This is a genomic window from Aureimonas sp. D3, from assembly GCF_001463805.1.
Taxonomy (GTDB): Bacteria; Pseudomonadota; Alphaproteobacteria; order Rhizobiales; family Rhizobiaceae; genus Aureimonas; species Aureimonas ureilytica_A.
Genome location: NZ_BBWM01000023.1, coordinates 36,431 through 52,868, shown reverse-complemented (window position 1 = coordinate 52,868; position 16,438 = coordinate 36,431). Strand labels below are relative to the sequence as shown.

The following is a 16,438-nucleotide window of genomic DNA, read 5'->3' as shown; positions in this document are numbered from 1 at the left end:
GAGGCGGGGCCGCCCGCCGTGCCGCCCGAGAGAACCACCTCGGAGGGCGCGCGGCGGAAGGACGAGCCGAAAATGCCTTCGCGCCGGCTGGCGCGCGGTTTGCCGAGCGAACGCGTCGCCTCCAGCCCGCTGCGCACCTCGGTGGTGCGCGTGCCGGGCGCGGTGGCGGTGGTGCATGCGGAGAGGAGCTGCGTCAGGGCGAGAAGCGTCAGGCCGGAACGCCGCAGAGTGCTGCTCCGTCCCCCAGTTCCGATCCGCGCCCATAGTGCCATGTCGATCATTCCAGGAGCGCCGACCGGCCCTTGGAGAAGCCGGCGGACGCGCTAAGCGATAGGTTAGCCGACCATTAACCATTCAAAATGGATCGAACCTGTCGGGGTCCTGCCGCTGCGTCACGGGCGCGGCGCGGCGTCGAGCGGCTGACGATTGGCGCGCTTGTCCGGCGGCAGCGCCGTGGCCATCGGGTGAACGACGAGCGTCGGGACGCTGCGGCGATCGCCGGCCTTCAGCCCGATGTCGATGCGCACCAAAGCCGGCGGCGCGCCGTCCCGCTGCCACGCCGCGCGCCAGAGCGGGGTCCCATCCGGGCCCGGCTCGCCATAGGCGAAGCGGAGAGAGGCGACATCGGGGATCAGGACCGTGCGGCTGGCCGCGCGCGACAAGTCTCCCGAGGCGATGGCTCGGCGCTCCACGAGATCCAGCCCGCCCTGCGCGCCGGGCTCCAGCGCCAGCGTGATCTCGTTCAGCCCGCCCACTTCCAGAAGCGGATCGGCGGGCGCCAGAAAAGCCAGCGTCTCGGCTTGGCCGCGGAAGGGCGCGCCGCCGACGAGCCCGAGATCGGCCACCGTTTCGCTGAGTGTGCGCCGAAGATGCTCACGCACGGCCGTCAGTTCCGCGCTCCGGTCGATGCGCGTGGCGAGCGGGGCCATGCGCGTGATCGCGCCGACACCCTGTCCGATGAACAAGGCGATCAGCGACAGAAGCGCGAGCCCGACCAGAAGCTCGACTACGGTCGTGCCGGCGTCGCCGCGCTCCATGCCCTCGTCAGCGGCCATCGCCATCTCGCGCGAGGATCAGCGTCGATAGAAGCGGGGACGGAGCGTGACGCTCGCCCTTGGCTCCGACACCGACCGAGAAGCGGAAGAGCCGCGCCGCACCGGGCGGCGGGGGCAGGCCGGCGCTCTGGACGGGCGTAAGCTCCGTCCACCAGACCCAGCGTCCTTCCGTGCCCTCGCGTCGACCGGGCGTTGCGGGGGCGGCGGCACGGGCTTCCTCCATCAGCCGGGCGGCGATGTCGAGCCGCGCCTCGTGCGCCGCACTGGCGCCCCAGGCGAGGGTCGTGCCGGAAAAGGCGCGCATCATCGCAAGCGTGATCAGCGACAGGATCGCGAAGGCCACCAGCGCCTCCGCCAGCGCGAAGCCGGCGTTTCCGGCGGTTTCGTCCTTTGTCTGCGAAGGCGCGTCGCTCACCGCGCGGCCCTTTGCACGGCGCCCGTCAGCCAGTTCACCTCCACCATGCGCCGCAGGCCCGCCCCGGCGATCTCGACCTTGCCCCCCGTCGAGCGTCCGTCCGGCAGGAAGGCGATGGTCGCCTCGCTCGTGCCGGCGCGCCCCGCCTCGCGCGCGGTGGTGAGTTGCAGCGTGATCCCGTCCGGCAGCGGAAAAGGCTGAGCGCCTTCGCGCCGCCAGAGCCGCGCCGCGCCATCGAAGGCCAGGCTGCGCATTCGGCCCGAACGCATGGCGTCGAGCCGCGTGCGCTGGAGATCGGCCACCAGCCGATCCTCCGTCGCGGCCACCATGCGCGCCGGGCGGCTGCCGCCCAAAGCGTAGGACGAGCCGGCGGCGACGAGCGCCATGATGGCGAGCACCACCAGCATCTCGACCAGCGTGAAACCCGCTTCGCCGGGGCGGGTCTTCATCGGATCGCGAGATCGTTGACGGAAAAGATCGCGCTCATGATCGACAAGATCAGCCCGCCGACGAACAGGCCGAGACACCCGGTGATCACGGGCGTCATGACCGCGAAGAGGCGGCCGATGCGGGTTTCGACCGCCTCCTCGTGCAGTTCCGCCGCGCGGATCAGCATGTCGGACACGCGATTCACCTCTTCGCCCACCGCGATCATCTGGAGCATCAGAGGTGAGACGGGCTCGAGCTTCGACAGGGCGGCGGCGAGGCGTGCGCCCTCCGGGATGCGCCGTGCGGCGTCCTCCAGCGCGTGGCGGAAGACGAGCCGGCGCGCCACCGGGCGCGTTGCGGCAATCGCCGCCGGCAGGCCGACCTCCGCCCCCAGAAGCGTGCCGAGCGTGCGGCACAGACGCCCCGCCTCGATGCCGGTGAGCACGGGGCCGATCAGCGGCGCGCGCAGGAGCGCGCCCTCGCGCCAGTCCGCGAAGCCCGGCCGACGCCACAGCGCGACGAGGCCGGCCAGAGCCCCGCCGAGCCCCAGCGCCAGCGCCAGCCCATGGTCGGTCACCAGCGCTTCCAGATTGCGCGTCAGCGCGATAACGCCGGGCGTCTCGACGCCGGGCTGGTCGAACAACGGCTCCAGCGAGGGCACGAGCACGCCCACCACGAGGCCGACAATGCCGAGCGCCATCACGAAGAGCAGCGACGGATAGATCAGCGCCGAAACCACGGTCCGCCGGATATCCTCGGCGCGGGTCAGCGACACGGCGAGATCGCCGAGCACCTTGCCCAGCGTCCCGGTCAGTTCGCCCGCCGCCGTCACCTCCACGACCTCGCGCGGGAAGATCTTGGGATGACGCGCAAATGCGCGCGACAGCGAGATGCCGGACAGAACGTCGGCGAGCACCTTGTCCAGCGTCGGGCGCAGGGCTTTGGGCGATTGGCGGATGGCGAGGCGCAGCGCGCGGTCTACCGTCAGTTCCGCGCCGAGCAACGTCGCCAGATCCTTCACGAAGGCCAGAAGCTCGCCGCGCTTCACGCCGCCGGTGCCGAAGAGATCGCGCTGCCAGATGCTGTCCTTGTGGGCGACGGGCTCGACTTTGAGAACGCGTAGGCCGCCCGCACCGGCCAAGGCGGTGGCCCGCGCGCGGCTATCGGCCTCGACGCGCCCACTACGCTTCATCCCGCGCTCGTCCAGCGCCTCGAAGCGGAACCAGGTCACAGCGCGTCCCCGCCGCCCAGATGCCGCAGCACTTCTTCCAGGCTCGTTTCCAGCGCCAGCGCCTTGTCGATGCCATTGTCCAGAAGCGTCTGCATGCCGCGCTCGCAGGCCGCCGTCTCGATCTCGCGCTCTGGACGCTCGGCCGCGATCATGGCCGAGATGGCGCGATCGACCTCCAGCCCCTCGGTCACCACGGTTCGCCCGCGATAACCCGTGCCGTTGCAGGCGGGGCAGCCGACGGGATGGGCGAGCGCGATCGGGCCTGCGCCTTTCAAGGCCGGGCGCGCGCGCTCCAGAACGGCGCGCTCGGCGAGGCTTGCCGGGCCTATTTGGCGGCAATCCGTGCAGAGCAGCCGGAGCAATCGCTGGGCGACGACGCCGTTCAACACGGCGGCCAGAAGATAAGGCTCGACGCCCATGTCCACGAGGCGCGTGACGGCCGCGGCGGCGGAATTGGTGTGCAGCGTGGAGAGCACCAGATGCCCGGTCAGCGCGGCCTGCACGGCGATGCGCGCGGTTTCGCCGTCGCGGATTTCGCCGACCATGACGATATCGGGGTCCTGGCGCAGGATGGAGCGCAGCGCCGCGGCGAAGTCCAACCCGATCGCCGCATGAGTCTGAACCTGCGTGATCCCCGACATGCGATATTCCACGGGGTCTTCCACCGTCACGATCTTGGTCGCGGTCGTGTTGAGCCCCTGAAGCAGCGTGTAAAGTGTGGTGGTCTTGCCCGAGCCGGTCGGGCCGGTGATCAGGAAGATGCCGTTCGGCCGGTCGGCCATGGCGCGGATGCGCGCGCTCAAGGCCGGCGAGAAGCCGAGCGCGTCCGTGCCGCCCTCCTTGCGGGACTGGCCGAGAAGGCGCAGCACCAGTCCTTCGCCGTGCGCCGTGGGGAGAACCGAGACGCGAACGTCCACCTCGCGCCCGCGATCCACCACCTTCATGCGCCCGTCCTGCGGCAGGCGGCGCTCGGCGATGTTGAGTTCGGCGAGGATCTTGATGCGCGTCGAAAGCCCGGCATGAACGCTTTTCGGCAGGGTTTCGGGGCGCACCAGAACGCCGTCCACCCGAAAGCGCGCGATCAGATCGGTCTCGCCCGGCTCGATGTGAATGTCGGACGCGCCCAGCTCGAAGGCCGTGCGCAGGAGAGACTGCGCAAGGCGGATGATGGGCGCCTGGCGCGCGGCGTCCTCCAGGCGCTCCGTGTCGCTGCCGAGACCGCCTTCCGCGCCCTCGTCCAGCGCCTCAGCTTCGTCCTCGCCGAAGAGACGGCGCAACGCCGCTTCGAACTGGCTCGGGCCGATCAGCCGGAAATCCGCGCCGCCCAAGCCATAGGCGAGCGCGCCGGTGAGGTCGGCCTGAAACGGATCGACCAGCGCGAGGCAAACGGGCGGGCCGCCTTTCACGGCCAGAACCCGCGCGCGGCGGCAGTAGTCGCCCGGCAGCTGCTCGGGCAGAACGGGCTCGGCGGGCAGGTCGTCGGCGTCCACGGCGGCCAGGCCGGTATAGGCGGAGAGCGCCTCGATCAGATCGGCTTCGGATAGAAGGCCGAGTTCGGTGAGCACGATGGGGAGCGAGGTCTGCGTGGCGAGGGCGGCGCGCGCGCGGTCCGCGCTCACAGGCTCGAGCCGGCCCGTGCCCTGAAGGTGCTCCAGAAAGCCGAGCGCGCTCAAGGCATCGGCCGCGCGACCGGCCTTGCGCTTGTCGGGCGCGGGCGAGCCGGGCCTTTTCTTCGATCCCCAAACCAGCATGGCCGTTCCGTCCCGTGCCGCCGGCAAAGGCCGGCCCGCTCGACAAGGGAGCGGGGCGGGTCAAAGGCGCCGGCCTCTTCGACACAACAGGAGTTTGCTTAACAATCCGTAGACGGCTGCCGGATAGACTGCGGATCGAACCGAAGGGAAGCCAAGCAGGCGAAGGCGAAGCGCAAGTGGTCGCACAGGAGAGCAAGCACGAGGCGCTGGCCGGGACGTCGCTCGCGGAGCGCGCGCGCGAGGCGCTCGGCTGGTGGCGGGACGAGCTGGCCGCGATGGTGCCGAACGCCCTGCGGGCGCGCAAAGCCGGTCGGCGCGCGGCGATCGACTGCGTGCTCCTGCCCGATGGGCGCGCCGCCGTGGCGCTGGCCGAGCCGCGCAAAGGCGCGCTGCCCGATCCGGCCGAGGCGTTGGCGAGCGGCCCGGCGCTTGTCGCCCGGCTGCGCGCGCTGGCCGAACTCGCGCCCGAGCGCACGCTGCGCCTCTCGGTGCCGCGCGATCTCTGCTTCGTGCGCCGCACGCGCCTGCCGGCGCGCGCCCTCGGTCATGCCGGCGCGATCCTGCGCCACGAGGCGGAAGGGCTGATGCCCTTCGCCCCGGCCGAGATTCTTGGCGATTGGTATGTCGAGACCGAGGACACGGACGCGCGCGAACTCAACATCGTGCATGTCGTGCTGGCCCGCCCGCGCATCCGCGCGCTGGAGGAGGCCATTGCGGAAGCGGATTTGACGCTGGTGCGGATCGGCGTCGGACACGGGGAAGGCCGGCCGGTGCCGGTGGACCTTCTCTCCGTGGACGATCCGAGCCTGCTCGCCGGAGTGGCGGCGCTTTCGCCCTTCGCCAAGCTCGCGGGCGGCGCGGCGCTTCTGATCCTGATCGCCACGCCCTTTCTGGCGATCGGGCAACAGGAGGCCGAACTGGACGCGCTTCGCGCCGCCCGCGCCGCCTCGCCCAAGCCCGCCGCCGCCGCGCTGTCGGCCGGGGCCGTCGCGGATTTTCTGGATGCGCGCGCATCGCGTCCGCCGGTAGCCCAGATCCTCGACGATCTCGCCCGCACGCTGCCACGCGACGCCGTCCTAACCGATCTCAAGCTCGAAGGCGATCGGCTGACCATCGGCCTGCAAGGCGCGGGCGCGGAGAGGGCGCACGGCGCACTGCGTGACAGCGCGCTCTTGGCTCCCGCGCCGGGCGACGCCGCGCCGGGCCAACTCGCCTTCACGCTTCGCGCGCTGGACGCGTCCGGCGGTGAGGGCTCCCAGCCATGACCGCGCTTCGCCTTCCCGCATCGCCGCTGGCGCGGCGTGGCCTCGCGCTCCTGATCCTTCTGGTTCTCGTCTGGATCGTCGCGCCGATCTTTTCCGGCCCGCTCGACCGCTGGCGGGACAACCGCGCGGCGCTGGAAACCGAGCGGCTACTGACCGAACGCCTCCAGCGGCTCGAAGCGCGCCGTGCGGCGGTGAGCGCGCTCGCCGCGCGCCCCGACGCGCCGCTTCTCGTGGCGACGGACACGGCCTCGGCCGGCGGCCGCTTCAGCGGCCGGGTGTTCGAGGCGGTGCCGTCCGAGGCGATGCGGCTGGAGCGCATCGAGATGGACACGGTGGACGAGCGCCCCGGCGCGCCGATGCGCGCGCGCATTGCCTTCACGGCGACGCAAGGCGGGCTGCAAACCTTTCTCGCCGCGATCGAAACCCGCCCACCCGTCCTCAGGGTGGACGATCTGACGCTGGCCTCGCGGCGCGAAGCGGACGGGACGATCGTCCTGTCGGGCACGGCGAGCCTGTCCGGTGTCGCGCTGATCCGGCCCGTGCCGGCGGGGAAGCAGCCATGAGTTCGGTGGTGGACGAAACGGATGGCGCGGGCGCATTTGCCGACCCTGCGCCGAAGACGCCCGGCCGCTTCGCCGGCATGGGCGCGGCCGAGCGCAGCGCCGCGCTGGCGCTCTGCACCGCGCTCGCTCTAGCGACGCTCGCGCTGACCGAACCGGCTTCCAGCAGCGGTGAAGGCCAAGCGCCGGCGCTGCTCCGCCAGAGGCCGCCGCTCGTCGGCGGGCCGTTCATGGCCGCGCCTCCGTTCGACCCCGAGCGCCGCGCGCTCAACGGGCCGGGCCGCCTGCCGAGCGAAGCGCCGGTGCAAGCCGAAGCGCCACCCGCCGCCCCACCGCTGGTTCTGGCAGGCATTCTATCGAGCGGCGACACGCGCAAAGCGCTATTCGCCGGCATGGACACTTGGCTACCTGAGGGAGCGGACGCTTTCGGCTGGCATGTGGTCGACATCGAGCCGCGCCGTGTCACCGTCCGGCGCGGCGCGGAAGAGCGTATCCTCAATGCCAGCGACGCACTGCGGCCCTGACGCGGCCGGTTCGGCGATCTGCCGTGCATTGCCAAAGGGGCGCGTTTCTCCGCGTGATCGCGCGCCTCGTTTCGAGTCCGCTTTTGTTGCATCTCGAAGCGTTGACATTTTCGGCATCGGCGAAAAATAGGCGGCAAAATGTCACTCGTGCTTCCCCGCGAAGCGACGGGACGCAAGCCCAGAGACCGCCATGGATCAGATCAACCGGAGTGACAATTTGGCTTCGAGCGGAGGTGGGGCGTCCGATGCCGCGCCACGCCAGCGCTCAAATACGCTGCGCCGCGTTCTTCTTCTCGCTGGCCCGATCGTTCTGATCGCCGTCGCGCTTCTCCTCTACTTCCGGGGCGGCGGCACGGTGAGCGAGGCCGATTCCTATATCGGCGCGCCCAATGTCGCGATCACACCGCAGGTTGCGGGTCAGGTGGTCGAGGTCGACGTGTCGGAGAACCAGCGCGTGGCCGACGGGGCGGTCCTGTTCCGGCTCGACCCGGAGCCCTACCAGATCGCCGTGGATCAGGCCAAGGCGCAGCTGCAGCAGACGGAAGAGAAGCTGAAGGGGCTCGTGCTCACCTACAAACAGGCCGAGGCCGAGGTGCAGCAGACCCAGGCCGATGTCACCTACGCGCAGCAGCAGTTCGACCGGGCAACCAATCTCGCGCAAACGGGCGTTGGCACACGCCAGGAGGCCGATTCCGCGCGGCGCGATCTGCGCGTCGCCAAGGATCAGCTGGTGGCCGCGCAGGCCTCCGCCAGCTCGACGCTGGCGCAGCTCGGCGGCTCGGCCGATACGCCGCTCGAATCGCAGGCGACCTATCTGGAAGCCAAGGCGGCGCTCGAAAGCGCGGAACGCAACCTGCGTCTGGCCACCGTCACCGCGCCCTTCGCCGGGATCGCCACGCAGGTCGACAATATCGCCGTCGGCTCCTACCTCACCGGCGGCAAGCCCGCCTTCACGCTGGTCTCCACCGACGCCTGGGTGGACGCCAACCTGAAGGAGACCGACCTCGTTCACGTCAAGGTCGGAGACGCCGTGAATGTCGTGGTGGACAATTACCCCGACCTCGTTCTGAAGGGCCGTGTGCAGAGCATCGCACCCGCATCCGGCTCGGTCTTCTCGCTGCTCCCTGCGCAGAACGCGAGCGGCAACTGGGTCAAGGTCGTGCAGCGCATTCCCGTGCGCGTCGCGCTGGAGAACGTGCCGGACAATATCACGCTGCGCGTCGGCGCCAGCGCCACGGTCTCGATCCAGACCGGCTACCATCGCACGGCGGGAACCCTCTGGGAGGATATCAAGGGCGTGGTCGGCCTATGAGCGCGCCCGTCGCCCCGGCGCCGGAGGACATCACGCCGGGCGAGCGCGCGGCGATCACGGCCTGCGTCATGATCGCGACTTTGATGCAGGCGCTCGATTCCACCATCGCCAATGTCGCGCTGCCCTATATGCAGGGCTCGCTCTCGGCCACGAGCGACCAGATCAACTGGGTGCTGACCTCCTATATCGTGGCGGCCGCCATCATGACGCCGACCACGGGCTGGCTGGAGCGCCGCTTCGGTCGGCGTCGCGTCTTCATCATCTGCATCATCGGATTCGTCGCAGCGTCCATGCTCTGCGGCACGGCGACGAGCCTCACGGAAATGGTGCTGTTTCGCCTCGTGCAGGGCATTTTCGGCGCGCCGCTGGTACCGATCGCGCAATCCACCCTACTCGACACTTATCCTGTCTCGACGCGCGGACAGGCCATGGCCGTGTTCGGCCTCGGCGTCATGCTCGGGCCGATCATTGGCCCGACGTTGGGCGGCTGGCTGACCGAATATTACGACTGGCGCTGGGTCTTCTATGTCAACGTGCCGATCGGCGTGGCGGCGCTGGTGCTGGCGCTCGGCTTCCTGCCCAAGCGCGGCACAGATCCTTCGGCCCGCATCGATCTGTTCGGCTTTGCGACCTTGGGTCTTGCGATCGCCGCGCTTCAGCTCTTTCTCGATCGGGGCGAACAGCTCGACTGGTTCTCGTCGCTCGAAATCCAGGTCGAACTCGCGCTCTTCCTTCTGGGGCTCTATCTCTTCGTGGTGCATACGGTGACGTCGCGTCGCGCGACCTTCGTGGATCGCCGTCTTTTCGCCGACCGGACCTTCGTCGTCAGTCAGTTGCTCGTCTTCATCGTCGGCGCGGTGCTTCTGGCGACTCTGGCTCTGCTCAGCCCCTATCTGGAAAACCTTCTGGACTATCCCGTGCTCACCGCCGGGCTGGTTCTGGCGCCGCGCGGCATCGGCACGATGATCGCCATGGTGGTGGTGGGCAGGCTGATCGCGCGGGTGGATGCGCGCGTGCTTCTGGGCTTCGGCTTCGGGCTGACCGCCTATGCGCTCTACGAGATGAGCCTTTATACCCTGGACGTCTCGGAAGCCACGATCATCCGCACGGGCATCATACAGGGCTTCGGGATCGGCTTCGTCTTCGTGCCGCTGTCCACGGTCGCTTTCGCCACGCTACCGTCCGAGCTGCGCACGCAGGGCACGGGCTTCTACAGCCTGATGCGCAATATCGGCTCCAGCGTCGGCATTTCGATGATGACCTTTCTTCTGACGCGCAACGGCCAGATCTTGCACGCCTCGCTCGGCGAACATGTCTCGCCCTATGCGCGCGGCGTGCAATGGCTGGGCGATACGCTGGACCTGACGACGGAGCAGGGGCGCGCTGCGGTGAACGCGCTGGTTGGGCAGCAGGCGGAAGTGATCGCCTATGCCGATTGCTTCCGGTTGATGATGGCGGCGAGCCTCGTGGCCCTGCCGCTTCTGCTCCTGCTCAAGGTGCCCGACGCCGGGTCCGCTCATAAGCCGGCCATGGCGATGGATTGAGGGAACAGACGCCTTCGAAAGACATCGGCCCGCTGGGGCGGGCCGACGACTGTCGTCATCGCGAGAAAAGGGTTCACCCTTTTCGCGTCAGGCCGGAACGGGCTTTGCGCCGCGCGCGGTCCGCAGCGCGTAGTAGAGCGCGCCCGAGATGGCGACGCCGAAGAACCAGCCATAGACACCCCACCAGCTCGGCATGATCGAGGTCAGGCCCGGCAGGATGGAGGAGAAGAGAATGCCGACGCCCGCGGCGAGAAGGGCGTTGCCGTGCCAGCCATTGCCGAAGCGGAATTCGCCATGCTCCTGGTAGAGCGCGGCGACGTCGATCCGGCCCCGACGGATCAGGTAGTAATCCACCATCATGACGCCGAAGATCGGACCCATCGTGTTGCCGATCATGTTGACGAAATGCGCCGCGCCACCCTCCCACGGGGCGAAGGGATAGAGCACCAAGGCGATGAAGGCCGCGATATAGCCGCCCTTCTTGAAGTCGATCTGGCGCGGGAAGACATTGGCGAAGTCGAAGGCCGGCGAGACGAAATTCGCCACGACATTGATGCCGAGCGTCGCCACCGCGAAGGTGATGGCGGCGAGCAGCGCCAGAACCCAGCTGTCGAATTTGGCCGAGATCTGGTCGGGATGCAGCAGCACCTCACCATAGACGTTGAAGGCCGCGATGGTGGTGACGCCCGCCACCAGCGAGAAGAGAATGAGATTGACCGGCAGGCCCCAGAGATTGCCGATCGTCAGCGAGCGCTCGCTCGGGCAATAGCGAGAGAAGTCGCAGAAATTGAGATAGAGCGCCGAAAAGTAGGTGACCCAGATCGCGGCGACGGCGGCGAGCGCGGCAAACGACCCCGGCACGCCGGGCACGCCCGCGTCCTTGGTCTTTTCCAGAAGCACGTCCATCGGGATCGTGTGATGGAAGGAAAAGCCGCCGGACTTCACCACCAGATAGACCGCCAGCAGCAGCATCATGACCCAGACGGCGGGGCCGGCCCAGTCCTGGAACTTGCGCACGGTCTCCATGCCGTTCTGAATGATGAGGAGTTGCAGGCCCCAGATCACGACGTAACAGATGAGTTCCAGCGTCGAATGGCCGAGCATGTGGCTCGACTGGTGGAACTGGAGGAGGCTTTCGTTGCGGATCAGAAGCGCGACGATGGCGCCGGATGCGGCTGCCGTCTGCGCGCCGTACCAGAAGCAGGCGACGATGGCGCGCACGATGGCCGGGAAGTTCGCGCCCCAGATGCCGAAGGAGGCGCGCGCCAGAACCGGGAAGGGAACGCCCGTTCGAACACCCGCGATGCCCACCATATGCATCAGGCAGAAGATGATCAGCGAGCCGATGCCGATCGCCAGCAGGAAGTTGACGAAGCTGCCGCAGAAGAGAAACAGGCTGGCGGCGAGATAATAGCCCCAGAGGCTGTGAACGTCCGACGTCCAGACGTTGAAGATCGAGAAGGCCCCCCAATTGCGCTCCCGCGCGGGCGCCAGATCCTCGTTGATGAGGTCGGGTGAAGCATTCGGAATGGGGTGCACGTCTGGTCCTCCTTGCGCTGCCGCGGCCAGCCGACAACCCCCGTGCGGCCGCGCGCAGATGCTCGCGCTATCGAAAGCACTTGGCAACCATCACGTGAGCGTTATCCGCTGGAAGACTGAGTGGCCGAGACCGGGAGGCTCGGTTGCGAATGCGCCAGCGCCCGCCTCGTCTCGATCCGCTCGTCAGCTCTCGGGCATGTTCCCGATGGCCGATGCCCCGAGTCCATCCACGAAAATGTCGAGAAGCCGGATCGCGTTGGCTTCCCAGCCGGGCTGACGCCCCATCATGGAGAGGCCCACCATGGCTTGGAGCACATCTTCCGGCCCGACATCGGCCCGGATCGCACCGGCCGCAGAGGCGCGCGACAGAAGCGCCTCCAGCGCGCGCGTCAGATGCGCGAAGGAGTAGGCGTAGATTTCGCTGGAACTGTCGATCGCAAGGGCCAGCGCCGTCAGCATCCCGCGCTTTGTCGCCGCCATGCCGACGCCCGCGTGGAGCCAGAGGCGAAGCGCTTGGATCGGCGGCTCGCGCTCGCAAAGCTGGGCGGCGAGGTCCACCAGTTGCTCGACCTCGCGTCGATAGACGGCCTCGAACAGCGCCTCGCGCGTCGGGAAATGCCGGTAGAGCGTGCCGATGCCGACACCCGCGCGCCGCGCCACGGCTTCCAGGCTCGCCTCCGGCCCCCCGGCGCGAAACACCTCCGCCGCCGCCAGCAGCAGACGCTCGCGGTTCTTCACGCTGTCGGCGCGCGGCTTGCGGGCGGGGGGAGTTGTCAACGGACGATCTTGGGCCATGTCGAATCTAGAACGCCTCCAGCCTTGAAAGCGGAGGGTGCCTCCGTATAATATTCAGGGAGACGAAGGACCGAGCCTCGAGTCGCTCTTCGCCCGTCGTCGCCTTCGCTGCGTGTCCGGTCTCGGGGCGCGGCCCCGTTCTTCGGTTCGACATATCACTGAAAAGGTGACGGCATGAACCCGACACTTCAACTCACCATCAATGGCGAGCGGCGCGAGATCGCGCTGGACGATCCGCGCGTGACGCTGCTCGATCTCCTGCGCGAGCGGCTGGATCTCACCGGCACCAAGAAAGGCTGCGACCGGGGCCAGTGCGGCGCCTGCACGGTGCTGGTGGACGGCAAGCGGGTGAACAGCTGCCTCGCGCTGGCGATCAGCCTCGACGGCGCCGAGATCACCACGATCGAAGGGCTGGCGGTCAACGGCGCGCTGCATCCCGTGCAGGCGGCCTTCATCGCGCATGACGGGTTCCAATGCGGCTATTGCACGCCCGGCCAGATCATGAGCGCGGTCGGTCTCATTTTGGAGGGGCAGGCGGGCGACGATCCCGAGCGCGTGCGCGAGGGCATGAGCGGCAATCTCTGCCGCTGCGGTGCCTATGCGGGCATTGCCGAGGCGGTGATCGAGGCGCAGCGCGTGATGAGCGCGCCCGCACGGGAGGCTGCCGAATGAACCGCTTCGATTATATCAGGCCGCAGACCATCGCGGAGGCCGTGGCGGCCGCGTCCGAGCCCGGCGCGGCCTATCTCGCCGCCGGCACCAATCTCCTCGACCTCATGAAAGGCGGCGTGTCCCGGCCCGCGCGCGTCGTGGACATCACGCGCCTGCCGGACCTCTCCGAGGTCGAGACGCTGAGCGACGGGGCCACGCGCATCGGCGCGCTGGTGCGCAATGCCGATCTTGCCCATGACCGCGCCTTTGCCGCGCGCTATCCGGCCGTGGCCGAGGCGCTTCTGTCGGGCGCGTCGGCCCAGCTGCGCAATGTCGCCACCACGGGCGGCAATCTTCTGCAACGCACGCGCTGCCGCTATTTCTACGATACAGTGAGCGCCTGCAACAAGCGCGAGCCCGGCACGGGCTGCGACGCGCTGGGTGGCGAGAACCGCGCCCATGCCGTGCTCGGTTGGAGCGATCATTGCATCGCGACCCACCCGTCCGATTTCTGCGTGCCGCTGGCAGCGCTTGGGGCGATGGTCGAGATCGAAGGCCGGGGCGGGCGGCGCGAGGTGCCGCTCACCGAGTTCCACCTGCTGCCCGGCGACAGGCCGGATCGCGAAACGGTGCTGGAGCCGGGCGAAATGATCGTCGCGGTGCGTCTGCCGCCCGAGGCCGCCGCTTTCGCCGCGCATTCGCGCTATCTGAAGGTCCGCGAGCGCACGTCCTACGCCTTTGCGCTCGTCTCCGCTGCCGCCATGCTGCGGCTCGACGGCGGGCGTATTGCGGAAGCGCGCGTTGCGCTCGGCGGCGTCGCGCTGAAGCCTTGGCGCGCGCCGGAGGCCGAAGCGCTTCTCGTGGGCCAGGAGCCGAACCGTGAGACGTTCGAGCGCGCGGCCGAACTGGCGCTCCGCGAAGCCCGCCCCTCCGGCGACAATGCGGCCAAGATCACGCTCGCGCGCCGCACGCTCACCCGCGCGCTGCAACTCGCCGCCGCTGGCACGCCAGAGCGCCTACCCGCGCTGCCGGCCTCCGCCTTCGCCAGCTCGTCCTCCGAGGTGTCCCATGTCTGAGATCGCTCCGACCCGCGAAGCCCGCCACACGCGGCACGGCTCCAATATCGGCCAGCCCATGACGCGGCGCGAGGGCGTGCTGAAGGTGACGGGCGCGGCGCGCTTTGCCGCCGACAACCATCCGCCGGGAATGCTCTATGCCGTGCTCGCCGTCTCGACGGTCGCGCGCGGGCGGCTCGTGTCGCTGGACCTAGCCGCCGCCAAGGCTCATCCGGGCGTGGTCGCTGTGATGACGCACGAGAACTGCCCGGCGCTGGCCTCGGACCCGGACGAGAAGTCCAACCCCTTCATGTTCCGGCTCGATCTCCTGCAGAACGACCACGTGCGCTATGCTGGCCAGCCGGTCGCGGTTGTGATCGCCGAAACGCTGGAGGCGGCGACGGAGGGCGCGGCGCTTCTCGCCCCGCGCTTCGAGGCCGAGACGGCGCGCGTCGGGCTGGACGGGGCGGAGGTCTTCGCGCCGTCTTCGGTGGGCGTCGGCAATCCGCCCAAGGCCGAGAAGGGCGATGTCGAGGCGGGCCTCAGCGCCGCCGCGCATCGTGTCGAGGCAACCTATGAAACCCCGGCGCAATATCACAATCCGATGGAGCCGCACGGCGTCGTCGCCGTCTGGGAGGGCGACCGGCTCTCGCTCGACATGCCGAGCCAGGCGCTCGTCATGGCGCAGGGACGGCTGGCCGGGCTCTTCGGCATTCCGCCGGAGAATATCCATATCCGCAGCCCCTATCTCGGCGGCGGGTTTGGCTCCAAGGGCTTCCCGGCCGGGCCGCAGGTGCTCGGCATCATGGCCGCGAAGCTGACCGGGCGGCCGGTGAAGCTCGTGGTGAAGCGCGAGCAGATGTTCGGCCCTGTCGGCCACCGCGCGCCGACGCGCCAGCGCATCCGCATCGGGATGGACGAGGGCGGGAGTCTCACCGCCATCGAGAACCACACGCGCACGGCGTCGAGCACCTATGACGACTTCTTCGAAGCCGCCGCCGATGTCGCGCACACGCTCTATGCCAGCCCCGCCATCCGCACGAGCTACGAGGCCGTACGGCTGGATACCGGCACGCCGCTCTTCATGCGCGCGCCGGGCGAGGCGCCGGGCTCGGTCGCGCTGGAAAGCGCCATCGACGAGGCGGCACAAGCCGCGGGCCTCGACCCGCTCGCGTTCCGCTTGAAGAACTATGCCGAGGTCGAGCCGATCTCCGGCAAGCCCTTTTCCTCCAAGGCCCTGCGCGAATGCTACCATCAGGGGGCGGAGCGCTTCGGCTGGGACACGCGTCCGCTGGAGCCCCGCGCGATGCGGGACGAGGCCGGGCGCTTGAGAGGCTGGGGTGTCGGCACGGCGACCTTCCCGGCGCTGATGTTCCAGGCGAAGGCGCGCGCCACGATCCGCCGGGATGGCAGCGGCCTCATGGAAACCGGCGCGCACGATATGGGGCAGGGGGCCTGGACGGCGCTCGCCCAGATCGCCGCCGACGCGCTCGGCCTCGACATCGACGCCGTGGAGTTCCGCGCCGGCACGTCCGACCTGCCCGATGCCGGCATTGCCGGCGGCTCGGGCCACACGGCGACCGCCGGCGTGGCGCTGCATCAGGCCGGGGCGAATGCCATCGCCAAGCTGGCGGACCTCGCCGTCAAGGATGAAGCCTCGCCGCTCTTCGGGGCCGGCAATGTCGGCACGGTCGCGCGCGGCGGGCGGCTCGTCCGGCGCGATGACGAGAGCCGGGGCGAGAGCTTCTCGGATATTCTCGCGCGCGCCGGTCTCACCCATATCGAGGCGGAAGGGGCGGCGCAGCCGGACGGCGCGGCGCAGGAGGCCTATGCCATGCACGCCCATGGCGCGGTCTTTGCGGACGTGTCCGTCGATCCCGATCTCGGCCAGATCCGCGTCACACGGCTGGTCGGAGCCTTCGCGGCCGGGCGCATCATCAATCCGCGCATGGTGCAAAGCCAGCTTTTCGGCGGCATGATCTGGGGCCTGTCCTTCGCGCTGCACGAGGAGGGCGTGAGCGACCCGCGCACGGGCCGGGTGATGAACGCCGATCTTGCCGAATACCAGATACCCGTTCAGGCCGATATTCCGGCCATGGAGGCGATCCTGGTGCATGAGGACGATCAGCATGTGAACGCGCTCGGCATCAAGGGCGTCGGCGAAATCGGCATCACGGGCACCGCGGGGGCCATCGCCAACGCCGTCTGGCATGCGACGGGCCGGCGGCTGCGCCGCTTCCCGATCCGCCTGACGGACCTTCTGGATTGAAGGAAGGGCGCGGGGATCGGCCCGATCCGACGCCCCGCGCCTC

General features: G+C 69.2%; 16 protein-coding genes. 8 read left to right on the top strand and 8 right to left on the bottom strand.

Annotated elements, in window-relative coordinates; genetic code table 11:
- The 6 genes from AUL36_RS06270 to AUL36_RS06245 all read right to left on the bottom strand — a co-directional run.
- Window positions 1-272 (bottom strand): hypothetical protein (locus AUL36_RS06270; protein WP_156418284.1); only part of this gene is annotated, 272 nt, incomplete at its 3' end.
- Between the two features lie 120 nt (window positions 273-392).
- Window positions 393-1,055: a hypothetical protein gene (locus AUL36_RS06265; RefSeq protein ID WP_062219023.1), complete on the bottom strand. Its 663-nt coding sequence runs from the start codon at window positions 1,053-1,055 to the stop codon at window positions 393-395.
- Window positions 1,045-1,470 carry a PulJ/GspJ family protein gene (locus tag AUL36_RS06260; protein WP_062219021.1) on the bottom strand — a complete coding sequence of 142 codons (426 nt, stop codon included), beginning with the start codon at window positions 1,468-1,470 and terminating at the stop codon, window positions 1,045-1,047. Before AUL36_RS06260 ends, AUL36_RS06265 begins: the two co-directional genes overlap by 11 nt.
- On the bottom strand, window positions 1,467-1,919 hold the full coding sequence (locus tag AUL36_RS06255) for a GspH/FimT family pseudopilin (RefSeq protein WP_062219019.1): 453 nt from the start codon (window positions 1,917-1,919) through the stop codon (window positions 1,467-1,469). Before AUL36_RS06255 ends, AUL36_RS06260 begins: the two co-directional genes overlap by 4 nt.
- Window positions 1,916-3,130 (bottom strand): type II secretion system F family protein, encoded by a 1,215-nt coding sequence (locus tag AUL36_RS06250; protein WP_244497053.1) that lies wholly within the window; start codon window positions 3,128-3,130, stop codon window positions 1,916-1,918. Before AUL36_RS06250 ends, AUL36_RS06255 begins: the two co-directional genes overlap by 4 nt.
- On the bottom strand, window positions 3,127-4,881 hold the full coding sequence (locus AUL36_RS06245; protein WP_062219017.1) for a GspE/PulE family protein: 1,755 nt from the start codon (window positions 4,879-4,881) through the stop codon (window positions 3,127-3,129). The genes AUL36_RS06250 and AUL36_RS06245 overlap by 4 nt, the downstream gene beginning before the upstream one ends.
- 176 nt (window positions 4,882-5,057) lie before the next feature.
- Between AUL36_RS06245 and AUL36_RS06240 the strand changes: the two genes are divergently transcribed.
- The 5 genes from AUL36_RS06240 to AUL36_RS06220 all read left to right on the top strand — a co-directional run bounded on the left by AUL36_RS06240 (window position 5,058) and on the right by AUL36_RS06220 (window position 10,086).
- Window positions 5,058-6,146, top strand: a complete 1,089-nt coding sequence (locus AUL36_RS06240; protein WP_062219015.1) for a PilN domain-containing protein — start codon at window positions 5,058-5,060, stop codon at window positions 6,144-6,146.
- Window positions 6,143-6,709, top strand: a complete 567-nt coding sequence (gene gspM / locus AUL36_RS06235; RefSeq protein WP_062219013.1) for a type II secretion system protein GspM — start codon at window positions 6,143-6,145, stop codon at window positions 6,707-6,709. The genes AUL36_RS06240 and gspM overlap by 4 nt, the downstream gene beginning before the upstream one ends.
- A complete protein-coding gene (locus AUL36_RS06230; RefSeq protein WP_062219010.1) occupies window positions 6,706-7,230 on the top strand; it encodes a hypothetical protein in 525 nt (174 codons plus the stop codon). Before gspM ends, AUL36_RS06230 begins: the two co-directional genes overlap by 4 nt.
- 190 nt (window positions 7,231-7,420) lie before the next feature.
- Complete coding sequence (locus AUL36_RS06225; RefSeq protein WP_062219008.1) at window positions 7,421-8,542, top strand: HlyD family secretion protein; 1,122 nt, start codon at window positions 7,421-7,423, stop codon at window positions 8,540-8,542.
- Window positions 8,539-10,086 (top strand): DHA2 family efflux MFS transporter permease subunit, encoded by a 1,548-nt coding sequence (locus AUL36_RS06220; RefSeq protein ID WP_062219006.1) that lies wholly within the window; start codon window positions 8,539-8,541, stop codon window positions 10,084-10,086. The genes AUL36_RS06225 and AUL36_RS06220 overlap by 4 nt, the downstream gene beginning before the upstream one ends.
- An 87-nt stretch (window positions 10,087-10,173) precedes the next feature.
- Here AUL36_RS06220 and AUL36_RS06215 read toward each other — a convergent pair whose 3' ends face one another.
- Both AUL36_RS06215 and AUL36_RS06210 read right to left on the bottom strand, forming a co-directional pair.
- Window positions 10,174-11,625 (bottom strand): NCS1 family nucleobase:cation symporter-1, encoded by a 1,452-nt coding sequence (locus AUL36_RS06215; RefSeq protein WP_156418283.1) that lies wholly within the window; start codon window positions 11,623-11,625, stop codon window positions 10,174-10,176.
- Between the two features lie 183 nt (window positions 11,626-11,808).
- A complete protein-coding gene (locus AUL36_RS06210) occupies window positions 11,809-12,402 on the bottom strand; it encodes a TetR/AcrR family transcriptional regulator (RefSeq protein ID WP_244497052.1) in 594 nt (197 codons plus the stop codon).
- A gap of 192 nt (window positions 12,403-12,594) precedes the next feature.
- On the opposite strand from AUL36_RS06210, the gene AUL36_RS06205 reads away from it, so the two are divergent.
- The 3 genes from AUL36_RS06205 to AUL36_RS06195 are packed head-to-tail and all read left to right on the top strand — an operon-like array spanning window position 12,595 to window position 16,395.
- Window positions 12,595-13,092, top strand: a complete 498-nt coding sequence (locus tag AUL36_RS06205) for a (2Fe-2S)-binding protein (protein WP_062219004.1) — start codon at window positions 12,595-12,597, stop codon at window positions 13,090-13,092.
- Window positions 13,089-14,147, top strand: a complete 1,059-nt coding sequence (locus AUL36_RS06200) for an FAD binding domain-containing protein (protein ID WP_062219002.1) — start codon at window positions 13,089-13,091, stop codon at window positions 14,145-14,147. Before AUL36_RS06205 ends, AUL36_RS06200 begins: the two co-directional genes overlap by 4 nt.
- A complete protein-coding gene (locus tag AUL36_RS06195) occupies window positions 14,140-16,395 on the top strand; it encodes a xanthine dehydrogenase family protein molybdopterin-binding subunit (RefSeq protein WP_062219000.1) in 2,256 nt (751 codons plus the stop codon). The genes AUL36_RS06200 and AUL36_RS06195 overlap by 8 nt, the downstream gene beginning before the upstream one ends.
- Window positions 16,396-16,438: the final 43 nt, after the last annotated feature.